This is a genomic window from Candidatus Methanoperedens nitratireducens (genome assembly GCF_900196725.1).
GTDB classification, from domain to species: domain Archaea; phylum Halobacteriota; class Methanosarcinia; order Methanosarcinales; family Methanoperedenaceae; genus Methanoperedens; species Methanoperedens nitroreducens_A.
Map to the genome: position 1 here is coordinate 1 of NZ_FZMP01000214.1, position 22,667 is coordinate 22,667.

A 22,667-nucleotide genomic window follows, 5' to 3' on the forward strand; every position below is an offset into this window, starting at 1 on the left:
GAATGTTATTTAATCATCAATCCTTAGCTACATAAATACGCTTTTTTGCCGCACCTTTCATACCGACCTTGAAGGCGCACGGGAATTATTGTATAGCATGGAGAAAGAGGGGCTTCTTAAAATCATACCGTATAACGGGGTTGTTCCAAACAGAACAATTCGGGCTTCTTATGCAACAATGGAAGTGGAAGTATGACTGACAGTTATATTTTAGTTGCTGAGTTTCGGACAGCCGCCGATATCGGGAAATGCCACACATGCCAAGCCCGGCTTTCGGGAGTGTACGATATCAGAGACCCAGATAAACCCGAAAATTTTCCAGAGTGTCATTACTATTGCGGAGATTGAATTTTATGACTACGAATACTATACCTGTTACTGAGATTATCAAAGTGGTCGAGGCGTACACAGCGAGAGGTTGGGTTATTCACCCTTTGAGTAGCCCGAAGGATAACGGGAACAGCCCCGGCAAAAAGCCCTTGCTAAAGGATTGGCAAAAGCTACAGGCTACGCCAACCGATATTGAAAAATACATACAACAAGGCTGTAATATCGGGCTTGTCTGCGGTAAAAACAGTGGGGTTACTGTAATTGATTTAGATTCAATGATGTTCGCTGATGATTTGTTTAAAGGTGTTGAAAGCACGACTTTGAAAAGCCAGAGAACCGAAGGTAGGGGGCATGTTTGTTTCAAGTATAACCATGCCTTATCATCTCAAAAGCACTCAAACCTCGGTATAGAGATACTTAACGATAGAAATAACGCGGTGTTACCACCATCAATTCATAAAAGCGGTGACACCTATCGTTGGCTAAATCCAGACACCCCCTTAATTGAAATGCCGGAACAACTTATCGAGAACCTGAACCGCTTATTCAATACGGAAAAAAAGCTATTATCATTGATCAGCGATTGCAGACCGTGTTTTAAACGCTATTGGGCTGATAAAGAGAAAATTACGCACGGGGAAAATGCCCGTTATTTCTTAGGGGCATTCTGTTCTGAACTATTCAACAACGGTGCAGACCTCGATACAATAAAGATGTTCGCAAGGATCGTTTACCGGAACGACTACAATGAGAAGGTGACAACGACTGAGTACAAAGGATGGACGGAAAAGCGATTAAAACCTTGGAGATGCGAAAAGATACGGGAACACTGCGTTGGGTTCACGGATTGCGATAACTGCCCTATAACGAAAAGCAAAGAACGAAAAAATACAGGAAAGACACAAACAAAGGTCAAAGAACATGTACATGTACTTGTACTCCCGCCGATACCCCATGAAACCATAGACCCGAATCCATGCGATCTTAAGGAACTGTTATCCACATTCAGGAAATGGCTTGCAATTAAAGAAGATTATAATGTTACTGCGCCTGTTTGTGCATTTATTGGTAATTTTGTTCCTGGCGAACCCGATATTATCGGCATCATATCACCATCAGGCAGCTTAAAGACCGAAATAATAAGAAGTTATGGATTAACAGAGAATCAATACACATACCCCCTATCATCTGTAACAGAACACACTTTCGTATCAGGTCATAAGGATAATATTGATACCATACCACTCCTGCGAGGGAGGGTAGTGGCGATAAAGGACTTAACAACATTGCTTGCTAAGAAAGAAGATGTTCGTGCCGCAGTATTTGCCGATTTCCGAGATATTACTGATTGTTATGTCCATAAAGAATTTGGGAATGGAATCAAAAAAGAGTATAAGGGGTTTCATTCCTCAATCTTGTTTGCCAGTACGAACGCGATTGAAAGATACTATAGCATGTACTCTAACCTCGGTCAAAGAATGGTGTTTATCAGACCTATCAACGATCCGAAGGATGCACGAATACAAGCTGAAAAAAATAGAAACCAACTGGAATTAATGCGTAATGAATTACATTCCGTGATGATGCGGTTTATAAAGGGGACTCTTGATGATTTGAAGGTTAAAGGAACGGCGCACATACCGGATGATATGAAGGGTGAGATAGGCGAATTGTGCGATTTCCTGGCGATTGGCAGAACAACCATTCACCATGATTTTAAAGGGGAAATTGATGAAATCCCTGAACCGGAGTTCCCTACGCGCGTATATAATACGATTTGCAAGCTAACCGAAATCCACGCATCCATACATGGTCGAATGCAAGCTTCCGATGATGATAAAGCGTTCGCATTCCGGCTTATCCTTGATAATATCCCGACTATTCGATTGAGGATATTGGGGCGATTGAGGACAGGTGAACAAACCACATCTCAGATAGGTAAGCACGCGGAATTACCCACCCCTACAGCGAAACGGGTGCTGGATGAACTGACAGCATTGCATTTAGTGGTTAAGATTCCCCGCGATATGAAGGATGACGATGATTCTGATACAGATAAGCGTTCAGACTCATTTTATTTAAGTGACGAGGTAGCGGCGCAACTCGATAAATTGAGGGGTGTGATTAGGATAGGCAGTAGTATTAACAGAGATAAAACGTTAGGTACACCTAATCCAAATAGACCCTATGAATCGACTTTTGAAGTTAAAAATAATTTACATAGTAATAATGAATCACTATCAGTGAATGATGATAATACTATACCACTGGAATCACACCCCTCTATTTTGTTAGGTACACCTAATTCAAAAATTGATAATATCTTTAATCTATCTGAACCGGATGCGAACCATAAACTACAAAAATCATTAATCAATGCAAGCAAGCAATATGAACAGGAACACGGTACGATTAACTCCGATAATGTTATCAGTTTTTCATATCGATATTGCGAACAGTTCAAACCGCGCTGGGTACACAGTATTACCGGAGAATCAGGGGACTACACCCCCTCCGCTATCCTTGGTATTTGTCGAAAGGTCTTTAAATTGACACCGGAAACAACGCCAACGCCAACGCTAACTACGCCAGCACAAGTAAACGTAATGAAACGTACTGCTATACTAATAATTAACCATCGGACGGATGCTTTGATTTCATAAATTACGATTACGATTACGATTAACACGAGTCCGAACATGTCCGAACAAAGAACAAATCGTTCTTGATATTATACAAGATTTATATCTCCGCTGCCATTCTGAGAATGAGATAGTGGATGAACTGGCACGCAAGGGCGTTACGTTAGCAGATAACCCCGAATCCTCACAGCGGGCAGTACACCGAAAGATAGAATCGGTGTTGGGTGGGGTTAGACAAAACAGACAGTTGTCTAATTCGTCTAACCCTGAAGAACCCCCCACAGTTCCTGAAGAACTACAGTTATATACTGTCTGGAAAGTCTTTTCGATGTCTGATGAACAGATGAAGTACCCAGGGCAAACACCGCGCCAGATCATTGAGAATCTAATATACTACTATACCGACCCGATAACAGAAGCCACAAAACCGGACGATGTACCGATTGTACTTGACCCAATGGCAGGTAGCGGTATCGTGGGTGAAGTATGTAAAAAGATGTTCCGGCGGTATGTTCTGTTTGATTTAAAACCCATCAATCCCGAAACAATCCATCAGGGTGATTCAATGATAGAAATCAAGATGCCGGAACAGACAGTTAAAAGTAAGATAGCTAAGTTGGTTGTCGGAAAAGGACAGTTGTCTAAACCCGACAACCCCGAAGAACCACAACCATACACAGTTCCCGAACTTTCCCGAACCTTTTCCCGAAGTCATATCGAATCGGTAGCGAAACGAATCAATCCGATACAATCCGCTTTATAATCGAACACTTTCGTATCTTAATGTACCGCATTTTATCGTTAAAATCCGATTGCAGCAACAGCTTTAAGCGGCATTTAAGCAAACGCGAACGTTGTGGGGGAATCCGTCACCCAGGCGAACCGAAACGCTCTGGTTTTCTTCAGCTTTAAGCTTCGAAATTGTATATAATATATGTTTGTTATGTTATCAAAACCCCTGTATCAAAAAAGAGTTGGAACTGGGCTTACTCTATCCATCGAACTTCTTAATACCCTTGATCAAAAGCGGGGTGATGTGCCGAGAAGCCGAGCCGTAGAAAACATATTGAGGGAGCATTATAACCTTGAGAAAATCGGTCGTCGGGCGGAGGCGGAACATGTCAAGTAATGCCGGGCTTGATTTCGCGCATTCGTTGGGTTATAAGGACGAACGGGAGTTAGCCCGGCAAAACTGGAATGCTGAGCTTGATCGGAAAGTGGAAGAATACTTTGGTTCGCATATTTACTTAAAATTAAGAGAAGGATATATAAATGATTTAGTCGATTTGCGCATGTGTCTCACGGAACGAGAATACGAATTTGTCTTGACCGTGCTAAGGCGTGCTGCTTTGGATTATGAAAAGCTTGTTAGGCACGGCTGGGATGAAGGGGCGTTGGTCGGCATGAACTACCCCCGGACTTTTCGGATGGAAAACGGCAGCCGCGGACAGGAAAAGCGGCAGGCATTGATTCAGATATTTGTTTAAAATTAAAAAAGGAGATTGAAAAAAAATGACAGTGTTTATAGAAAAAGCCGGAGTTCAAAGGAAGCTCGGCAGCGGGAGCGGAAGTCAAGGAACTGTAGTTGAGCATATGTCAGCACCGAAAATCGTTATTCATCGAACAAGTACGGGTGCAATAACGGCTGATGATGACAGAGCTTCATCTCTTACAGAAAGAAGCCTGGAAGAAATCGAAGCTGCGCAACGCATATATGTAGATAGCGGTCTTGAAGAACCGCGGCGTGTGCGCGTCCGAAAGGGCGTTTTCGGGGGAATGGTTGAGGCGGACTAAATATGGCTGAAGCAGTTCTGACTACTGAACGTGTGCATGGTAAACCGAAAGACGATAATGAAACCACGCACGTCAGAATAGAAAACGAGTGGACACTTCGGGGCGATCTCAACTACTTAGCAAAAAAATTAGGGGTTGACATCAATCAGCTCCGTGAGGAACGGCGGCAAGCAGAAAAACAAGAACGACTGGACTATCTTGCTGCAAGAGAAAAGAAAAAAGAGGTGGAGACCAAAGCAAAGGAGGCAGCACTTGATAAGGTTGTTCTGGAAGGTTATGGAACAAGGTTTTTTGTGACACTTGGCGACCACAGACTGAAGAAATTAAAGGATTTTAATGACTTTAAATGCCCCACTTGCGGCGTCCCCATGCCTGGAATCCGTGCATGGCTTCATGAGTTGGTGGGGGCAAACCGCCCTATCTATTTGTGTTCAAATGTTTTTAATGTCCATAAAGCCATAGCATGCGTGGACACAAACGATTTGCCTTGCCCTAACGGGCATAAGTTCAGAATATTAATGCAGCAGTTATTATAGAACTATTAAAGGAAGTGAAAAAAATCATGAGAGAAGTTGAAGAACAAAGAGCAAGACAGCGGGAATTAATAGATGAAATCAACACGCGGATAACGCGGATGGAACAGCGACTAGATGTTGTTGAGAACGATAGGCGGCTTGGGAGTGATGCACCCCAACGGAGAAAATTTCTTCGGGATAGTTTGGAGGAGCCGGAGTATCGTGTCGAAGTTACAAAACACGGTGAGGTTTATCAGTTATAGTTTGGACTGGCTAAAATTTTGGTAAATTCTGGTGAGAGGAGTCACACCCTGGTGAGTTAGATGCGGTTCCAACTATCCGAGGAAACCCGAAAAGACCCAAGTCAGACCGGGAAGCTGCGCAACGATTTTGCAAAAAGCATATTACGTGTTTTCAAGTTTAAGTGTCCCGCCGATCTCGGAGAACTGTATACGCGCCTGGGCAGGGTTCTTGATAAGTACTTACGTTCTGGCTATCTTGCAGGTCAAATATACGCCGCGGTTGTTCTGAAACAATACAAGCCCCCCTTCAAACCAATTGCGGATGAAGACGGGCTTTCAAATATAATTGCTAATGCTCAAATAACATTAGAGCAACTGCTGGATGGTTCATATCAACCCAATGCAAGTTTAATAACCGTCCTAACGACCCGGCTGATGTATAGTTTTCACCTGGGACTCGTGGACTTTTCGCGGGCGCATGGCATAACGGAGTTTCAATTCATTAGTTCAACCGGGTGCTGCGCCGAATGTGATTGCGGTGCGGAGAATGGCGCGATATATACTATTGCCGATACACAGGTAGGGAGATGCCCCCCACTACATGAAGGATGTGTTTGCATTCTCGTCCCGGTGAGGTGATACTGTAAATGGCGTTCATAGTAAAGAGCGAATCGCGGGAGGCAGTTCGAGAAAGAATAGATTATATCGTGGATTGCATCGAGAAGCAAGGTCGCTTTAATTTCCAATTGTACGTTCGAGAATCCGCGGATAGGTATGGTTGGTGTGAGGGCAGGCTGAAGTTGCAGTTCCACAAGCCAGCCTATCCAAGCGATTACAAGAAGCCCGATAGATTGCGCGTACTGCCGGGCTCGCACTCATAGCTTCAGAAGCAATCCAAACGACCACTTTAAAATGAAATGTCGAATGCCGAGCCTCGTAAACGCGCCATATCGCGTTTTCAGTGTGAGCCTAGTGATTTGCTACCTACAATTGTAGAATACATAGAGTTTTATATGAACAAAATGAAAAAATTGTGGAAGTTCTGGTAATAAAATTAAACACCGAATATTTTATGTGTACAAAGAAAAGTAATAACGCGAAATGAGTTGGTTTGAAAGGTATGGAATTGTTGGAATATATTACGTAATACTGATTGCAGGCATACTGATTGCAGGCATGCAGAATGCAGGCAAACTAAGTGCAGATGATTTTAACAATCTTTCTTCAATAGCTATAGCTATTGGAGGGGGGGTATCTGTTTCTGCTGGTTATTTAATAACGATTTTTTCTCAATATATTTATTATTATTGGTTGTGTGAATCGTATCAGGTTCATAAAACAGTATGGAAAAATATACCAATATTTAAGAATTATAAGAATTGTTGCAACGAGAAAAGCATAGAGACGCGCCTTGCGATTATTCAACGTCTAATTGTACTTCCAAATGATAATTATAATATTGAACAAATTAGATGGTTTCAAGAATATAACACAAAACGTTGGGATGTACTCGTCATAAGCTTTTCAGTAATGATTGCGACTCCATTAGCTTGGCTGACTGCATTATTAATATTATTTATAAATAATATTTGTTTTAAGCTTGATTTTAGAATGTTTATAATATTTATAATATCTTTTGCAGTAATTATTATCTCAAATTGTAGTAGAAAACTGATGTTCGAACAAATTGTTGAAGCTTACAAATATTATTTCACAGCTTTGACAAAAAATAAAGGAACAGAAATAGAAGACATGTCAGAAATCCTTGATATGTAAAAATAGCAAAAAACCATATGTTGTTCGCTGTTTCGCGAACACAGTTGTATAAACGTAATTGCGTAATTGCCCCTCATTATATCCAATCCGATATGGTGGTGTATCCAAAAAAGGTGTGTAGGATATAATGGGGGCAACATCTTTTTTTTTAAGAACATATATTTGTTTCGGTCACAAAGAGAAAAGAATATAATCCACATTTATTCGCATTGCTTATTTTAATTTATAGCGCACGAACGACCCCCAGGGTAACATCTGAGTATAGGTAAAAGAAAAGAGCATTTAGCACCATAAGCAGGGTCGCAACCATCTTTTCCTGAGAAACCCCAATGTTTTGTATATTGAAGGGATGCGGGGGGGTGTTAAAACTTTCGGCAATCTTGCCGTTTGTTTTGAACCCATCTATTATTTTACTAACACCCATTTGAGATAGTCCCACGTCCTTAGCAATTTCTTCTTGCGTCCAACATGAAACCAAGGATGTGTTGGTCGCGGGCTTCATTTTAATTCAGGAATAGTTAATAGAGGTATTTATGATAAGATATACTTGTCCTCAGGAAGTTATCATGTTATATTTAATAATAAATATGGAAATAAGGATATATGATTTTGGTATAGACTTGATGGAGAATACATTCAATAAAAAACAAAATGAGAAAGATAAAAAGGTAAGATAAATAAAAGATACATTCCAAGGAAAGACAAAATATGAAAGATGAGATAAAGAAATATAAACCTGATATTAATAAAGAAGAAGAAATTTGGATTAAAGAATTTTATGAGGGAATAGGAAATGCACTATTTCTTGTAGAACAAGATACTGATACATCTTTAAGACAGGGTTATATTCTTTTAGATCAAGCATTAGAAAGATTTTTACTTAATTATCTTAAACATATTGAAAAAGCTGATTTGATAAAAGATAATAAAGGTAAACCTGTCCGGTTTGATGATATTATATCTGCATCAAAAAATAAAATAGACAAATCAGCAGGTTTATTATATAGAATTTCTCAACGTCATGATGTAAGAGACGAATTACAACATCGCATAGCGTTTACATTAGGAAATACATTTCATGATTATTTAAATGATATAATCTCGTTATGTAAATTGATAAAATTGAGTGATATAGATGACAAGATAAATACAGAAAAACATGACATTGTAGAAAAAGTTAAACAATCAATATATAAGAAAAATAGAGATGATTTTTCGAGAATTTTAAACATTGTCGGCGAATTTCTAAATGAAGAATTTAAAATTATGAATGGAAATTATGTTCCAGATATTCTATTAGGATGCGTACCAGGAGATACTTCTGGTGCTATTGATAATATAAAAATTATCGTTTCTGGAATGATAATTAATGATAAGAAGATCAGAATATTAGAATTAATAGATAATGATACAGAAATTTTTCGACATACTTTTTTGATTTCTCAAGAAGGTTCTATGTTGTGGTATTGTTTTTATAAATGTTTATGGTCTAAACTCGGAGAACATGTAAGATATGAACTTTCAATAATTCAAGAATTTATAGAGCATAATAAAGATAAAATCACTTACGATCAATGCATTAGAAGTGGTATTCATCGTAATTTGAAAGAATATTTTGAAACATTTCATTCAGATGTAATTTCATTCTTTTGAAAATAGGGATAATTTGGAACTGCGTATAATTTGCATTAAATGAAAGTGCCTCCATAATCCCTTATAGTACCACGGTACACCACAGGGTGGTTTCGTAATGGTTTTATACCCACAATAATTCTGCAATAATACAGGCAGGAAGCGATTGGGACTACGTTAAGATGGTCATCAAGCGCAGTATCAAACTACACATTAATTCTTAATAAGATTCCCACTGAAAATTTAGTTTTGGCTAAACAACATCAGATTGGTCGTGTGGGGGATGATACCACTACTGTGGGAATAGATTTCACTGAAGGATGGTTCAGGGAACTTCTTAAACTTTAGAAACTGACCGATAATCCGCGTTTTTGTACGGACGAACGTACGGATATTTATACTGACAAAATTATAAATACATTGGGTGCGTATAAGTACGTACCACAATATAAGGGGGTGACACTAAGAAATGAACGACCTAACAAACGATACAACAATTGACTTATCAATACGGCTACCACGGCAATACAAGGCGTTCTACGACCGCTTGATAAGACAGGGTGTTGATGTAGGCGACCTTGCGGATATCGCGGCAGGGGGCGTTATAGGTTATCTGAACTGCGTTCTTGACGAACTACAGGCAGGGAATGAAGTAGGTTATGCCGAACCGGATATCAAGAACCTGCACCTGCAATCCCTCACGTTATAGTGAGGGGTTCTTTGATTTGTTTCTACAATAGAAAAGGAAACCTTTTTATGTGGTATTTGCTATCTATATGATTTGTACGTATATACTATCTTTTATAATTAAAAATAAAAAACCGATAGTGGATAAAAACGTGTTCCAAAAGTGATTTAAATAAGTATCTACAATTGAAGGATAAATTAATGGAGCATCCTGGTTTTGCCATCTCATCTATTGTCCCTTGCAGACCTATCGTACGAAGAGCTCATCGATATACTTGACATTGCGTCTGACCTGAAAGAAAAAAGGGCGCGCGGGAAAACGTCCACAGGGTTAAAGAACAAATCGCTTGCCATGATTTTTGAAAAATCCTCCACACGAACACGGGTCTCGTTCGAAGTGGCGATGATCGAGCTTGGCGGGCATGCCATTTACCTGAATTACAAAGATATCCAGCTCGGGCGCGGGGAATCGGTGGCTGATACTGCGCGTGTCATGGCGCGCTATGTACATGCGATTATGGCGCGCGTGTACAAGCATGAAACGCTCACCGAACTTTCAAAGTATTCAACAGTACCGGTTATAAACGGTCTCTCAGACCTTGAGCACCCGTGCCAGATTCTTGCCGACCTGCTCACTGTACGCGAATACAAAGGGAAGCTCAAAGGGCTCAATTTCTCATGGATAGGCGACGGGAATAATGTTTGCAACTCAGCTATACTTGCATGCGCACTGACAGGGATGAAAATAACGGTTGCATGTCCTGAAGGTTATGAGCCGAACAGCGAAATTCTCAACAAAGCGAGAGATATCGGAGGCACTGTTAGTGTTATCCGTGACCCGGTAAAAGCTGCAAAAAACGCGGATATCTTCTATACTGACGTCTGGGTTTCCATGGGCGATGAGGAAGAGTACGAACAGCGTCTGCGCGACTTCAAGCCGTACCAGATTAACAGTAAGCTTTTAGAACAAGCTAAACATGATGTGATGGTACTCCACTGTCTTCCTGCCCACAGGGGCGAGGAGATAACGGCAGAAGTGGTCGATGGACCGAATTCAGCAGTTTTCGACCAGGCGGAGAACAGGCTGCATGCCCAGAAAGCGCTGCTGCTGAAATTACTATCGTGATCGCCCCATTGCGGGGGTTGCCAAGTCCGGTCAAAGGCGCAGGATTCAGGGTCCTGTTTCGCAGGAATTCGTGGGTTCAAATCCCATCCCCCGCATTTATAAGGTCTTACTTTTTTTTGCTCAAATCTTCTTCGCGGGTCCGGTTAGCTCAAAAACAGCGTGAAATAAGAAAAAAGCACATGATACAAAAAGCAACCGCCAGCAATCACTCAGGAAAGATTCATCAAGAAATGTCCTGGCTCTCAGGGTAGCGCTGTCCACACCATATTTCATAGTATGTATCCTGACAATGAGGAGTATCCCCGCTGTTATACGTTATATGTTAACTATCTTCTCCTTTGATGTTGAAAAACAGTGCAGGGTGTAGATTAATACCCCCAGGTTTATTACTGAGGTAAGCATCACGTACGGGTCGCCGTCCGGAATAAGCATATTCATGTGCGAAAACTCCAGTACATAACCAAGGTTGAACAGGAACGTGGTCGTCATAATACAGAAGACAACGATAAAACGCCTGTCCAGGCTCATGATTATAGCAAGCGGTGCGAACATGGGGAAGAGGTATCTTTCGTGTATGCGTGTAAAAAGCATGAAAAACCCGAAGAACAGGACGGCTGAAGCGAGGTATATTGACCTGTTATCCCTGTTTTTAGCTGTCCGGTATGCCACATAGGCAAAAAGTACGCCAAATAAGATATAACCCCATATTCTATAGCTTAAGAACAGGAAAGGCGTACTATCCGGCTTCCAGAAGCCAGGGAAAGCCCAGAGATTAAAAGCGTTCAGGGATGTAAATGAGTACTCATTATAGGCGGTACCATAGTTTTTTATAAGCTCAAACAGGGATGTTTTCAAATAAAAAGGCAGAGCCAGCATTATAAATACGGCAATAGATACTATGGATGCTCTTACAATCCTGAAAGGTTTCTGGCTTTTTAACAGTAAGACAATAATGAGGGGAAGGAGCAGCAGGCTCTGGGGCTTTGTTAAAATTGCAATAGCCATTGAGGCTCCTGCCAGTTCCGGCTTTTCGGATTCCATGAACATCAGAGCAAGCAGGATAAAAAAAGTATTGACCGAATCTACCTGACCCCATATAGCGGAGTTGTATATGATCGCTGGATTGAACGCATAAAATAACATAGCAGGGAAGGCTAATTTAAAACCTGCGTGTTTTTTTACAATTAAAAACACCAATAGCGCGGAGGCTATGTCCATCACATTGGCAGGGCTTTTTATTAAAATCGTAAAAGCATTGGTGTAGATATCGAAAGGGTAAGAAAAGAATAATTTATAGATAGCGCCCACGAACCACAAAATGTAGATGTAGAACGGAGGGTAGTCGGCCCATACGCTGGAATAAAAATCCTGGAATCCATTATAGTATGCTGCGCGGCTCCAGTCTTTAAAGTGCATTATATCAAGAGCGTGCCCCTCAAACTGTGAAAGATACACCCTCAGTATAAATGAGACCAACAGAGCAACTGCAATAGCTAAATGCTGTTTTTTTATATGTTTGAATCCCACGCCCATAATTCGATTTTGATCTCTGAATTAATACATATTTTTAATAATTAATCCCCGGAATAAATGGTAAAACGCCTATTCTGTTTGATTCTATTACTCAAGCTATGCTACATTTCCACTCCCCTGCTGATTATTGCTCAAAGGATGTTACGATTATTTCAAGTTAGAGGAAACCCGGTTAAGGAGCGTTTCTAACTGCTTAAGGCAGTATTCTATCTTCCGTATCTGCCCATGAGCCCGCCCTTTGCCAGTATATGTCCGTTCATCGCCTTTTCCACATCTGCCCTTGTGGCTCCGGCAGGCAGGTCAAGCTTCGTATCGAGTGCGTAAACCTTGAAGTAATATCTGTGCGGCTTCCCAGGCGGCGGGCACGGGCCTCCATACCCCACCTCACCGTAGCTCGTATTGCCCTGGCGGCTCCCATCTTTTAGCGTCTGGTTATCAGGCACTGCTTCAGGCAATCCCCGCGCATCAGGCGGGATATTGAACAGTACCCAGTGCACGAACGTTCCGCTCCGCGCATCCGGGTCGTCCATTATCAACGTAATGCTCTTTGTGCCTGCAGGTATTCCGCTCCATGTTAACGCAGGTGAGATATTCCTGCCATCGCAGGTATATACCGCAGGAATGGTTCCCCCATCCTTGAAAGCCTCTGATGAAATTAAGATATTTGAAATATTCTGCATAGCTACCTCGCCTGTATTATCTTTCTTTTCCCCTTAACTTTTTTGTCGGAAGTTGTAATTATAGTTTTCGAAGGATACCTGTATCTGCTTACATGCCCGATGAATTTCGTGTACCATGAACTGGTTACTGCCAGGCGATATGTATATATGAGATTGCATTTATAGTTGTTATTAAAGATTGTATAGGTTAGAGACTATCTGATAAGGGGGAAAAATATGCCAAAAGTAGTAATCGTGTATCTTAGCACATCGGGTAATACAAAAGCTATGGCTGATTCCATAGCTGAAGGCGTATCGTCAAGGAATGTAGATGCCCAGACAGTGAACTTCCACGAGGCAAGGATTGAAGACCTGAAATCCGCAGATGCTATCGTGCTTGGCTCATCGACCTTCTATTATAAAATGCTGCCTCCCATGGAAAAATTCATCGAAAGTCTTGAAAAAGCAAAGGTAAAAGCGAAGATAGGCGCAGCGTTCGGCTCTTACGGCTGGAGCGGTGAGGCACCTGTAATGATAGCAGAAAAACTGCGCCAGCTTGGGATTACTGTGATCGACCCGGTACTGCGTATCCAGTACCAGCCTACTGATAAAGATCTTGAAGAGTGCAAAAGGCTTGGAAAGGATATTGCCAATAAAGTGAAAGAGGCTGCTAAGTAGGTATAAACAAGACCGGGGTTATCGCATTTTAGATAACAAGTATCCACACTGCAATAGCTCCCGCGACTGCTATACATAAAAGGATCCCGGCATCGATCCATTTTTTATCAATCTTGTGTTCAGTCTTTTTTTGTTCCAGGTAAGTATCGGAATGGCTGATTATATAATCACGTATTTTACTGAGATTTATCAGCTTAAACCCGACCGTCACATACGCTGCCCATGAATAATATAAGTATGCATAGATGAACATGAAAAAGAACAGGATGCCTACCATGTTGTTCACACCGAGGGTAGAATCAAGGATTAGTCCCCCGACCGGAACGGTCATGATAGGTGCCAGTGCCCATATCCATGCCGTCTTATTATCAAAAAGCTTGTATTCGGATGTGAATAATGCCCACCATAACAGGTATATGACCAGAATGAAATAATGAACTATGCTCAGCGGATACTCAGCAACATAGACCAGTGCAGAGAACGTAAAGATTATGAGGACAAGGACTTTGGCTATGAACTTGAAAGAAGCACCCGGCAAAATATATACCTTTGATGCATCCATATCCTGCATCCTGGTCATATAATCCAGGGTAGTATCTACTTTACTGCTGGTCTGCATGAGCTGCATTTCCACCGCATTTATACGCCCGACCGTATCGGTAAGCATTTTTACGACAGGTTCTATCTTGTAATCCCATTCCCGGTCCATTTTATCGTTGGCAATTTTCTCCATCAGGGCATGACGGATACCGATCCATGCTGTCATGTAAGAGAAACCCATTATGATAAGGTCTACCAGGGTACCTGCCAGGTTATCGAGCATGAAAGCATCTATAATCAGTGATACTGTTGCGAATAGCCCTACTGCTATACCCAGCAGGATGGCACTGATAACTGCGATTTTATCCTTCATTTTTTATCACTGCGGGGCGCTGTTTTAAAGTTTAAAATTGGTAATTTTTGACCCCGACCGTCATAAGAATCCTTTGAAAAGCTAACGTTATATATACCGTCTGGCAGACCGGTTATCAAATAATAGCCAGATGCTATCGTGGTGTTCTGTTTTTTATTGTTCTGCACCAGAACACCTCCTGGTCCTGAACCATAGTTGTAAAATATATGGTTGCTAACATTATAAATAGGTTTCTCTGGAACAGTCAATTTGTAAATTCCATCTACTGATTCTTTTTTCATATGTATGCTTGTTCACTTTTTCTTTTATGTCAGTTGCAAATTCTATTCACTGTAAACCCTCTGGTAATCAAGGTAAAGACTGTCCTGCGAAGCTGCACTTTCATCCAGGTAGCGCACGAGCACATAGTATCTACTTATGCTGCCTGCATTGTCCGCAAAAGCCCCATCGGGGATTAACTCTTCAGGCATAAGAGTGATATTGCGATAGGATGGCGAAGTATCGCTTAGGGTGGTCCTGTTATTCCATGACGTTCCGTTCCATACTTGCAGCGTGAAATTGTTACCAGAAACATTATACATTAGCTGGAGCGTGTGGATTCCGGCATCGGGTATATCCGTAGTATTAGTGGTAATGTTAAGGTGGTAAGCTCCGCTTACATTAGCCTCGGTAAAGGTTGCAGGTGCCCCTCCGTCGCTCGCATTCAGGGCGTTGATAAAGTCAGATACCATGCCTGTATCATTCTGGAAACTGGAAACATACGTATAGTCAGGGGGGGTTGCGGCTGTATTGTTGACCCATGTGGTGTTCACATTGCCGTATGTATCCACTGTACGGGTTGATATCGTGTGAGTCGAATTGGGTATGAAGTAACTTGCATTATAGAACTGCATTCCCCTGGTTATATTTCTCATGAATGTGCCATCAATGTAGACCGCCGCATGGTCAAAGTCCGGCTCTGATGGATCTACCCACGTCCAGTTGATATATAGAGGTGCGGGGGTAGCTGTAATATTGCTAATACTTGCAGGCGGTGTAGTATCATAGATTGTTGTATTTGCGGTAGTATTATCCGCACCGTTGATTGTAACCTCTAAATAGCCTGCATTAAATCCTGCTTTAGAGTAGCTGAAATTATAAGTGCCATTAAGGAGACCGTTAATCAAATAATAGCCGGATGCTGATGTGTTGCTCTTGTAACTGCTGTTCTGCACCAGAACGCCTTCAAGTCCTGAACCGTAATTATCAAACACGTAGCCGCTTACATTATATGAAGGCTGCGAGATAACAGTCCAGTTCCATATTCTGGATACTGATCCAGACCCATCGCTCGCAGTTGCAGTGATATTATAAGCTCCAACGCCTGCTGTGGAATTAGTATAATTTGCAGATATCACACTTGAATTTGTCTGAACTGTAGAGCCATTAACATACCAGGTCACATTTGCAGTTCTATTAAGAGTTATTCCAAATGTCTGGGATGCACCGACCGTGGTAGAGGGATCAGCTACGGGAGATGAGGATGTAATAGATAGAGGCACACTATTAACAGTTACTGTTATAGTTTCACTTGCTACACCGCCATAGTTATCACTCGAATTGAAATGCCACACATATATACCGGCATCACTGCTGGTAGTTTGCCATGAATATGCTCCTGTTGTGGCGTTCAAAGCTCCTTTTGTTGCATTTGTTCCATAGGTCATGGTATCGTTATCGGCATCAGTAGCTGAAACTGTGAATGTTAATAAATTACCTGCGGTTACATTCATATCTCTTATTTGAGCCTGAACAGGCGGATTATTTGGAACCCGGGTGTTCTGGCTTACGCTTCCTGCGCTGAGAGAACCAGCGCCAGATGAGTTGTAAGCCCACACTGTTATATTACTCCATCCGTGCGGTCCGACCGTATTGTTGTAATAAGTGTTTGTCGTACCGTTATACCATGTCCCGTTTACACTGACATTATATGAGCTGGTAGCATTACCTGAACCAGCTTGCCACGTATGGTTTACCCAGAAGTTGCCCGTAGTATTCTGCAGATTGGTCGGGTTTGGAGAAATGTAATTAGCTGGCGGCTGGACATTCACAGTCCAATTCCAGGTTCTTGAGACCGTATCAATACCATCTGTTGCACTTGCAGTCACGTTCCATGTGCCTGTTCCGGCAGTCGAGTTAGTATAGCTTGCCGAAGTAACGCTTGTATTGGTCTGAACCCGGGTTCCGTTCATGTACCAGGTTACACTGGCAGTTCTGTTCAGGGCTATATTGAAAACCTGCGCCGTGCCCTGTGTAGTTGTGGGATCAGATGGCGGCGAAAATGATGTAACTGAAAGCGGGGTATTGTTTACAGTTATTGTTATCGTTTCATTTGCTACACCGCCGTAGCCATCGCTCGAGTTGAAGTACCAGGTATAAATTCCTGCATCCGAGTATGTTGTCAGCCATGAGAAGTTGCCGGTTGTGGTGTCGAAGTATCCTTTTGTGGCATTTGTGCCGTAGGTCGTTAGATCATTATCAGTATCGGTGGCTTTAACAGTAAAGTTCAGCCACTGCCCTTCATTCACGGATTTATTTTCGATTGGCGCCTGAACCGGTGGATTGTTCGGGACCTGAGTGTCCTTTGTAGCCGCAGATGTACTTAATGAACCGCTCCCTGATGCGTTATACGCATAGACAGTTACGTTCTGCCATGCATGTGCTGACAGGGAAGAATTAACATTAGTGCTGGTAGTTCCATTAGTCCATGCACCATTCACGCTGACATTATAACTATCTGTTGTATTGCCCACTCCGGGCCCCCATGTTGTATTTACCCAGAAGCTGCCTGCTGTAGAGTTTATGTTGGTGGGAGATGGAGGATTGTACACCTCAGGCAGCGCCAGGACTGTAACAGTCCATGTAACGGTGTTTGACGTACCATTGCTGTTAGTAGCGTTTACCTGTATTGATTTTGTACCTGAAGTATTCCACGAAATCGTAAGATTATCATTGTTATTGTTCTGGTTCATGCCGTCCAGGTACCAGCTCCATGTGGTTATCGTCTGATTGGCTGTAGCATTGAAATTAACCGTTTCACTGGTGTTTACTGCCAGCGTCAGGCTATCGTTATTGGTCTTGCTATTGTTCCATGAGATTATCTCCGGTGCATATACTGGCTGTGAGATTACAGTCCAGTTCCACTGCTTTGAGACTGAATCATAACCATCGGTAGCAGCTACAGTTACATTGTATGTTCCGGCATCTGCTGTAGAATTTGTATAATTTGCTGATGCAGAGGTTGAGTTGGTTTGAGCAGTCGAACCATCGATATGCCAAGTCACATTTGCTGTTCTATTAAGAGTGACTCCAAACTCCTGGGCTGTTCCAACTGTTGTAGTGGGGTCGCCAGCAGGCGATGAACTAATAATTGATAGTGGCACATTAATTACGGTCACTGCTATATTTTCGGTTGATATGCCACCATAGCCGTCGCTGGAATTGAAATACCAGGTATAAATTCCTGCATCTCCATAGCCCGGCATCCATGAGAAATTGCCAGTTGTGGTGTTAAAGCTCCCTTTTGCGGCATTGGTGCCATAGATTATTGTATCGTTATCAGCATCAGTTGCCGATACAATGAAGGCTAATAGATCGCCTTCGTCCACGGATCTATTCCCTATCAAGGTCTGGAGCGGTGCATTGTTGGCGACCTGCGTACTCTTCGATACCGGGGCAGGACTCAGACTGCCACCGTCTGAATTGTTATAAGCCCAGACCGTTATGTTGCTCCATCCGTGCGGTCCGACCGTGTCGTTATGGTGAGTGTTTGTTGTTCCGTTTGTCCAGGAACCATTTACGCTGACATTATAGCTATCTGTTGCATTACCTGCTCCTGCCTGCCAGCTATTATTTATCCAGAAGTTCCCCTGAGTGCTTGTGAGGTTCGATGGTGCTGGGGGGATATATTTCGATGGTGGAGCTACAGTCACTGTCACTGTTATTGTTTCATTTGCTGCTTCGCCGTAACTATCAGTGGAGTTGAAGTACCAGACGTATGTTCCGGCATCGCTGCCGCCGGTCTGCCATGAATATATCCCGGTTGTTGAATTCAGGGTTCCTTTTGTGGCATTCGTACCGTATGTTATCGGGTCTGAATCAGCGTCCGTGGCTGTGACATTGAACTGTAACAGGCTACCAGCAGTTATAATTCTATCCCCGATCGATGATTGGACCGGAGGATTGTTGGGTATCGTAGCGTTGAACCAGATTTCTGTCTGGTTGATATTACCATACGTATCCACAGTCTGGGCACTGATATTCTGGGTATAGTGCGGCGACCAGGTGAGGTTAAGATAGCTAACTGATGAACTAATATTCTGAAGGTTAGTGCCATTGATGTATTTGAACCATGTGTAATTGAAATCCACATCCGTCGGATTAACCCAGGTGTTATTAATATAGGAGTTGCCCGTTGCTGAGGCTGGATTGGATACTGAAGCCGGAGATACAGAGTCATAAATCGTCTTATTTGCACCTGTTACATCTGTACCGTTTACTGTAACTTCCAGATAACCGGTATTAAATCCTGACTTCAAGAAGCTGAAATTATATGAACCGTTAAGGAGACCGGAAATCAAATAATAGCCAGAAGCCTGAGTTGTGTTTTGGTTACTTCCACTCTGCACAACAGCACCTCCAAGCCCTGAACCATAGTTGTCGAACACATAGCCGCTTACATTATACGTAGGCTGCGGGCTAACTGTCCAGTTCCAGGTTCTTAAGGCTGAATCGTAGCTATCATTAGCAATTGCAGTGACGTTATATCCTCCAATGCCTGCCGTGGAGTTGGTGTAGTTCGCAGACACTACACTTAAATTACTCTGAACTACAGAATTGTTGATGTACCATGTAACATTAGCCGTTCTATTGAGAGTTATTCCAAATGTTTGGGTCGTACCGACTATTGTAGTGGGATCGCTAACAGGCGAAGAACTTATGATTGACAGAGGCACACTAATTACGGTCACTGCCACATTTTCATTTGCAATGCCACCATAGCCGTCGCTGGAATTGAAGTTCCAGAAGTAAAATCCAGCGTCTTCATAACCCGGAGTCCAGGAGAAGTTATCGGTAGTTGTGTTGAAGGTTCCTTTTGTTGCATTCGTTCCATATATTATCGAGTCATTGTCAGCATCCGTAACTGTAACATTCAACTGCAGATTCTCGTTCTCGTTAACTACCTTATTCCCGATTGCGTACTGGAACGGTGCATTATTGGGTATAGTGGTATTGAACCAGACCTTCGTCTGATTAGCGTTACCCGAGGTATCCACGGTCTGGGCGCTGATATTCTGGGTGTAATGCGGCGACCAGGTGAGATTCAGATAGTCAACAGGCTTACTGACATTTTGTAAGGTAGTATCATTGCTGTACCTGAACCATGTATAATTGAAATCAGCGTTTACCGGGTTATCCCATGTATTATTTACATAGAAGTTGCCTGTTGTCATGGCGGGATTAGATACTGAGGCAGCTGACGTAACATCATAGAGCGTCCTGTTCGCATTCATGACGACTGCGCCGTTGAGCGTAAATTCAAAATAGGCAGTACTGAACCCTGCCATGGAATAGCTGAAATTATAAGTGCCGTTCGAAAGGTTTACTATTGAATAATAACCTGATGCATCCGTAGTATTCTGATAGCTGCCGTTCTGCACAAGCACGCCTCCCAGAGATAAACCAGAGTTATCGGATACATAGCCACTTACACTGTTATTACTGCCGCCGCTACCTCCACCGCCATCTCTGCCACCGCTTACATTGGTGCCGTTTATGTTGGGAGTAACAGTCCAGTTCCAGCTCCTTAAGACTGGGTCATGGCTATCATTGGCAAAGGCTGTTATGTTGTAAGCACCAACATCCGCTGTGGAATTGATATAGGTTGCTGATGTTACATTTAGTACCCTGAAAGCCTCAGAGCCGTTATTGTACCAGATTATATCAGCGGTCCTATTGAGAGTTATTGAAAATGTCTGGGATGAGCCGACTATTGTTGTGGGATCGCTAACAGGCGATGAGTTCGTGATGGACAGGGGCACGTTACTTACGGTCACTGCCATATTTTCAGTCGATATACCACCATAATTATCGCTTGAGTTGAAGTACCAGCTATAAACTCCCGCATCCCCATATCCGGGTGTCCATGAGAAATTGCCTGTTGTGGAGTTGAGGATTCCCTTTGTAGCATTAGTCCCATATGTTATTGTATCATTATCTGCATCTGTTGCCGATGCCGTGAAGATTAGCTGCTGTCCCTCATCTACGGTCTTATTTCCGATTTGCAGTTGTACCGGAGCATTGTTAGGTACTGTGGCATTGAACCAGACCTGAGCCGGGTTAATATTATTGTATGTATCCACGGTCTGGGCGCTGATATTCTGGATATAATGCGGTGACCAGGTGAGGTTGAGATAGTCTGTAGATTTATTAATATTTTGCAGTGTCGTGCCATTATCATATCTGAACCACGTATAATTGAAATCCGCATCTGCAGGATTGGTCCATGTATTATTTATATAAAAGTTGCCTCCTGATGTGTTGATGTTAGATACCGATGCCGGAGGAGTAGTATCGTACATTATCACGTTCACATTTTCGACTGATGCGCCGTTTAGCGTAAATATAGAGTAGTTGGTATTGAACCCTGCTTTTGAATAACTGAAGGTATAAGTACCGTTCGGGAGATTGGTTATCGAATAGAAGCCGGATATGTTCGTGGTATTCTGATAGCTTCCGTTCTGCACCTGGGCACCTGGCAGTGCTAAAACATTATTATCGAACACGTAACCGCTGATATTGTTAGAGCCGCTTGAGCCTGAGGCGCTTCCGGTGATGATGCCGCCGCCAGGGAAACTTCCGCCCCCGCCGCCGGTTCCATTACCGGTCTGGTTTGTAACAGTCCAGTTCCAGGTCTTTGAGACCGTGGCAGAGCCGTCATCCGCTATAGCAGTTATGTTATAAACTCCAACATTTGTACTGGAACTTGTGTAACTTGACGATATTACACTCAGTGCTCTAAATATCTCGGAGCCATCATTATACCAGTAAATATCAGCAGGCCTGTTCAGGGTTATTGAAAAGACTTGTGCAGTACCGACGGTTGTAGTTGGGTCGCCAGCAGGTGTTGAATTTGTGATTAAAAGAGGCTCTATTATTTCATAAGTGACATCGAAATAAGGCTCCTGATGTACTTTGAAATGTATCCCTCCACCAGGTGCAGGCCAGCCTATGGAATGACATGATATGCAGACAAGGCTGCGGTATAAATGGGGCACCGTATTGATGTTTGCAAAGAAATTACCGGGATGGGGCGTTGAATTATACGCCTGGTGGCATTCCTCACAGGTGGTTCTCCTGACCGAATGCTGCTGGGTTGAAAAATTAGCATCATTTCGATTATGACAGGTCTTGCACCACGCTTCAAGGGTAGTATTGGAATTATTGTGGTAGGGCACTTGAATTCCGTTTGTAATGTTTGTACTATTTTTGGCAAGAACTACTGCATGACCACCGAGTGAAACTGCTTCGAAGATATCTTGGTGGCAGTCTTCACAGGTTACATTCTGTACGTCGTGGTCCCCTCCAGTCCTCTGGGCATTATAAGAGAGGTTCATTGTCCCAATGGTCGTGATATTGGAGATAACCCAGTTACCGTAATTATTCGTAATGGTGTAATCGATATACTCGGCTCTGGAGTAATTTACCAGGGTATTGTAGGTCGTATGACAGGCTATGCATCCTTTTGAGCCCATAGATGAAAAATCCACATGCGCTTCAAATGAATCGTTCATCTTCTGTGTCGTATTATGGCAGTCCTGGCACGCGGGTTTTGTATTTGTATGATCGGTTGCGGACTTAACGTGGCAGTAATTACAGGGAGAAGAGGAATGATTGGTTGATATTGATAGCTGATTTTTTATATCCCCATGGCACTTTATGCATTTGTCCTGTACGCTCTGGTAGAATTGATGCTCACCGCTAATGAATGATACTGTCTGGCTTAGGGTTGTTACGATGATTGCCAGGATTGTTATTATATATATTTTTTTATTCATCCCATTTTGTAGCCGTGATTATTAGCAACGTGATAGTCATTGCC

Annotated in this window: 19 protein-coding genes and 1 tRNA gene; 15 read left to right on the forward strand and 5 right to left on the reverse strand. The window is 42.5% G+C overall.

Features of this window, described 5'->3' with window-relative positions:
• Positions 1-192 precede the first annotated feature (192 nt).
• From MNV_RS19855 to MNV_RS15585, 14 genes are all read left to right on the forward strand, one after another.
• Positions 193-348, forward strand: coding sequence for a hypothetical protein (locus tag MNV_RS19855; RefSeq protein ID WP_179294023.1), 156 nt, complete (start codon positions 193-195; stop codon positions 346-348).
• 5 nt (positions 349-353) lie between these two features.
• Positions 354-2,993, forward strand: coding sequence for a bifunctional DNA primase/polymerase (locus MNV_RS15515; RefSeq protein WP_096206854.1), 2,640 nt, complete (start codon positions 354-356; stop codon positions 2,991-2,993).
• Between the two features lie 196 nt (positions 2,994-3,189).
• A complete protein-coding gene (locus MNV_RS15520; protein ID WP_257000088.1) occupies positions 3,190-3,735 on the forward strand; it encodes a site-specific DNA-methyltransferase in 546 nt (181 codons plus the stop codon).
• A 355-nt stretch (positions 3,736-4,090) separates the two neighbouring features.
• Entirely contained in the window at positions 4,091-4,459 is a 369-nt protein-coding gene (locus tag MNV_RS15530; protein WP_096206857.1) for a hypothetical protein, read from the forward strand.
• Positions 4,460-4,484: 25 nt separating this feature from the next.
• Positions 4,485-4,766, forward strand: coding sequence for a hypothetical protein (locus MNV_RS15535; protein WP_096206858.1), 282 nt, complete (start codon positions 4,485-4,487; stop codon positions 4,764-4,766).
• Positions 4,767-4,768: 2 nt separating this feature from the next.
• Positions 4,769-5,302: a hypothetical protein gene (locus MNV_RS15540; RefSeq protein ID WP_096206859.1), complete on the forward strand. Its 534-nt coding sequence runs from the start codon at positions 4,769-4,771 to the stop codon at positions 5,300-5,302.
• Positions 5,303-5,328: 26 nt separating this feature from the next.
• Positions 5,329-5,544: a hypothetical protein gene (locus MNV_RS15545; RefSeq protein ID WP_096206860.1), complete on the forward strand. Its 216-nt coding sequence runs from the start codon at positions 5,329-5,331 to the stop codon at positions 5,542-5,544.
• A gap of 60 nt (positions 5,545-5,604) precedes the next feature.
• Complete coding sequence (locus MNV_RS15550) at positions 5,605-6,162, forward strand: hypothetical protein (protein WP_096206861.1); 558 nt, start codon at positions 5,605-5,607, stop codon at positions 6,160-6,162.
• Positions 6,163-6,624: 462 nt separating this feature from the next.
• Positions 6,625-7,299: a hypothetical protein gene (locus MNV_RS15560; protein ID WP_096206863.1), complete on the forward strand. Its 675-nt coding sequence runs from the start codon at positions 6,625-6,627 to the stop codon at positions 7,297-7,299.
• A 533-nt stretch (positions 7,300-7,832) separates the two neighbouring features.
• Positions 7,833-7,976 carry a hypothetical protein gene (locus MNV_RS19860; RefSeq protein WP_179294025.1) on the forward strand — a complete coding sequence of 48 codons (144 nt, stop codon included), beginning with the start codon at positions 7,833-7,835 and terminating at the stop codon, positions 7,974-7,976.
• Positions 7,977-8,007: 31 nt separating this feature from the next.
• The gene (locus tag MNV_RS15570) at positions 8,008-8,952 is read left to right on the forward strand and encodes a hypothetical protein (protein ID WP_096206865.1); all 945 of its coding nucleotides are present in this window, start codon (positions 8,008-8,010) and stop codon (positions 8,950-8,952) included.
• A gap of 448 nt (positions 8,953-9,400) precedes the next feature.
• Positions 9,401-9,640 carry a hypothetical protein gene (locus tag MNV_RS15575; protein ID WP_096206866.1) on the forward strand — a complete coding sequence of 80 codons (240 nt, stop codon included), beginning with the start codon at positions 9,401-9,403 and terminating at the stop codon, positions 9,638-9,640.
• Between the two features lie 195 nt (positions 9,641-9,835).
• On the forward strand, positions 9,836-10,744 hold the full coding sequence (gene argF / locus MNV_RS15580; protein WP_096206867.1) for an ornithine carbamoyltransferase: 909 nt from the start codon (positions 9,836-9,838) through the stop codon (positions 10,742-10,744).
• A gap of 10 nt (positions 10,745-10,754) precedes the next feature.
• Positions 10,755-10,839, forward strand: a tRNA-Leu gene (locus MNV_RS15585).
• 220 nt (positions 10,840-11,059) lie between these two features.
• On the opposite strand, the gene MNV_RS15590 is transcribed toward MNV_RS15585, so the two are convergent.
• Together MNV_RS15590 and MNV_RS15595 are read right to left on the reverse strand one after the other, a co-directional pair.
• A complete protein-coding gene (locus MNV_RS15590) occupies positions 11,060-12,277 on the reverse strand; it encodes a glycosyltransferase 87 family protein (RefSeq protein ID WP_096206868.1) in 1,218 nt (405 codons plus the stop codon).
• Positions 12,278-12,483: 206 nt separating this feature from the next.
• A complete protein-coding gene (locus MNV_RS15595; RefSeq protein WP_096206869.1) occupies positions 12,484-12,957 on the reverse strand; it encodes a YbhB/YbcL family Raf kinase inhibitor-like protein in 474 nt (157 codons plus the stop codon).
• A 216-nt stretch (positions 12,958-13,173) separates the two neighbouring features.
• Between MNV_RS15595 and MNV_RS15600 the strand changes: the two genes are divergently transcribed.
• Positions 13,174-13,614 (forward strand): flavodoxin domain-containing protein, encoded by a 441-nt coding sequence (locus MNV_RS15600; RefSeq protein WP_096206870.1) that lies wholly within the window; start codon positions 13,174-13,176, stop codon positions 13,612-13,614.
• Between the two features lie 28 nt (positions 13,615-13,642).
• Here MNV_RS15600 and MNV_RS15605 read toward each other — a convergent pair whose 3' ends face one another.
• The 3 genes from MNV_RS15605 to MNV_RS15615 are packed head-to-tail and all read right to left on the reverse strand — an operon-like array spanning position 13,643 to position 22,623.
• Positions 13,643-14,527, reverse strand: coding sequence for a hypothetical protein (locus MNV_RS15605; protein WP_096206871.1), 885 nt, complete (start codon positions 14,525-14,527; stop codon positions 13,643-13,645).
• Positions 14,524-14,808 carry a hypothetical protein gene (locus tag MNV_RS15610; RefSeq protein WP_096206872.1) on the reverse strand — a complete coding sequence of 95 codons (285 nt, stop codon included), beginning with the start codon at positions 14,806-14,808 and terminating at the stop codon, positions 14,524-14,526. The genes MNV_RS15605 and MNV_RS15610 overlap by 4 nt, the downstream gene beginning before the upstream one ends.
• A 42-nt stretch (positions 14,809-14,850) precedes the next feature.
• Entirely contained in the window at positions 14,851-22,623 is a 7,773-nt protein-coding gene (locus tag MNV_RS15615; RefSeq protein ID WP_096206873.1) for a carboxypeptidase regulatory-like domain-containing protein, read from the reverse strand.
• Positions 22,624-22,667 lie beyond the last annotated feature (44 nt).

What these genes read in the sequence shown, in the direction of transcription:
- MNV_RS19855 (WP_179294023.1), top strand. Translation starts at nt 193, where the DNA reads ATGACTGACAGTTATATTTTAGTTGCTGAGTTTCGGACAGCCGCCGAT.
- MNV_RS15515 (WP_096206854.1), top strand. Translation starts at nt 354, where the DNA reads ATGACTACGAATACTATACCTGTTACTGAGATTATCAAAGTGGTCGAG.
- MNV_RS15530 (WP_096206857.1), top strand. Translation starts at nt 4,091, where the DNA reads ATGTCAAGTAATGCCGGGCTTGATTTCGCGCATTCGTTGGGTTATAAG.
- MNV_RS15535 (WP_096206858.1), top strand. Translation starts at nt 4,485, where the DNA reads ATGACAGTGTTTATAGAAAAAGCCGGAGTTCAAAGGAAGCTCGGCAGC.
- MNV_RS15540 (WP_096206859.1), top strand. Translation starts at nt 4,769, where the DNA reads ATGGCTGAAGCAGTTCTGACTACTGAACGTGTGCATGGTAAACCGAAA.
- MNV_RS15545 (WP_096206860.1), top strand. Translation starts at nt 5,329, where the DNA reads ATGAGAGAAGTTGAAGAACAAAGAGCAAGACAGCGGGAATTAATAGAT.
- MNV_RS15550 (WP_096206861.1), top strand. Translation starts at nt 5,605, where the DNA reads ATGCGGTTCCAACTATCCGAGGAAACCCGAAAAGACCCAAGTCAGACC.
- MNV_RS15560 (WP_096206863.1), top strand. Translation starts at nt 6,625, where the DNA reads ATGAGTTGGTTTGAAAGGTATGGAATTGTTGGAATATATTACGTAATA.
- MNV_RS19860 (WP_179294025.1), top strand. Translation starts at nt 7,833, where the DNA reads ATGATAAGATATACTTGTCCTCAGGAAGTTATCATGTTATATTTAATA.
- MNV_RS15570 (WP_096206865.1), top strand. Translation starts at nt 8,008, where the DNA reads ATGAAAGATGAGATAAAGAAATATAAACCTGATATTAATAAAGAAGAA.
- MNV_RS15575 (WP_096206866.1), top strand. Translation starts at nt 9,401, where the DNA reads ATGAACGACCTAACAAACGATACAACAATTGACTTATCAATACGGCTA.
- MNV_RS15590 (WP_096206868.1), bottom strand. Translation starts at nt 12,277, where the DNA reads ATGGGCGTGGGATTCAAACATATAAAAAAACAGCATTTAGCTATTGCA.
- MNV_RS15595 (WP_096206869.1), bottom strand. Translation starts at nt 12,957, where the DNA reads ATGCAGAATATTTCAAATATCTTAATTTCATCAGAGGCTTTCAAGGAT.
- MNV_RS15600 (WP_096206870.1), top strand. Translation starts at nt 13,174, where the DNA reads ATGCCAAAAGTAGTAATCGTGTATCTTAGCACATCGGGTAATACAAAA.
- MNV_RS15605 (WP_096206871.1), bottom strand. Translation starts at nt 14,527, where the DNA reads ATGAAGGATAAAATCGCAGTTATCAGTGCCATCCTGCTGGGTATAGCA.
- MNV_RS15610 (WP_096206872.1), bottom strand. Translation starts at nt 14,808, where the DNA reads ATGAAAAAAGAATCAGTAGATGGAATTTACAAATTGACTGTTCCAGAG.
- MNV_RS15615 (WP_096206873.1), bottom strand. Translation starts at nt 22,623, where the DNA reads ATGAATAAAAAAATATATATAATAACAATCCTGGCAATCATCGTAACA.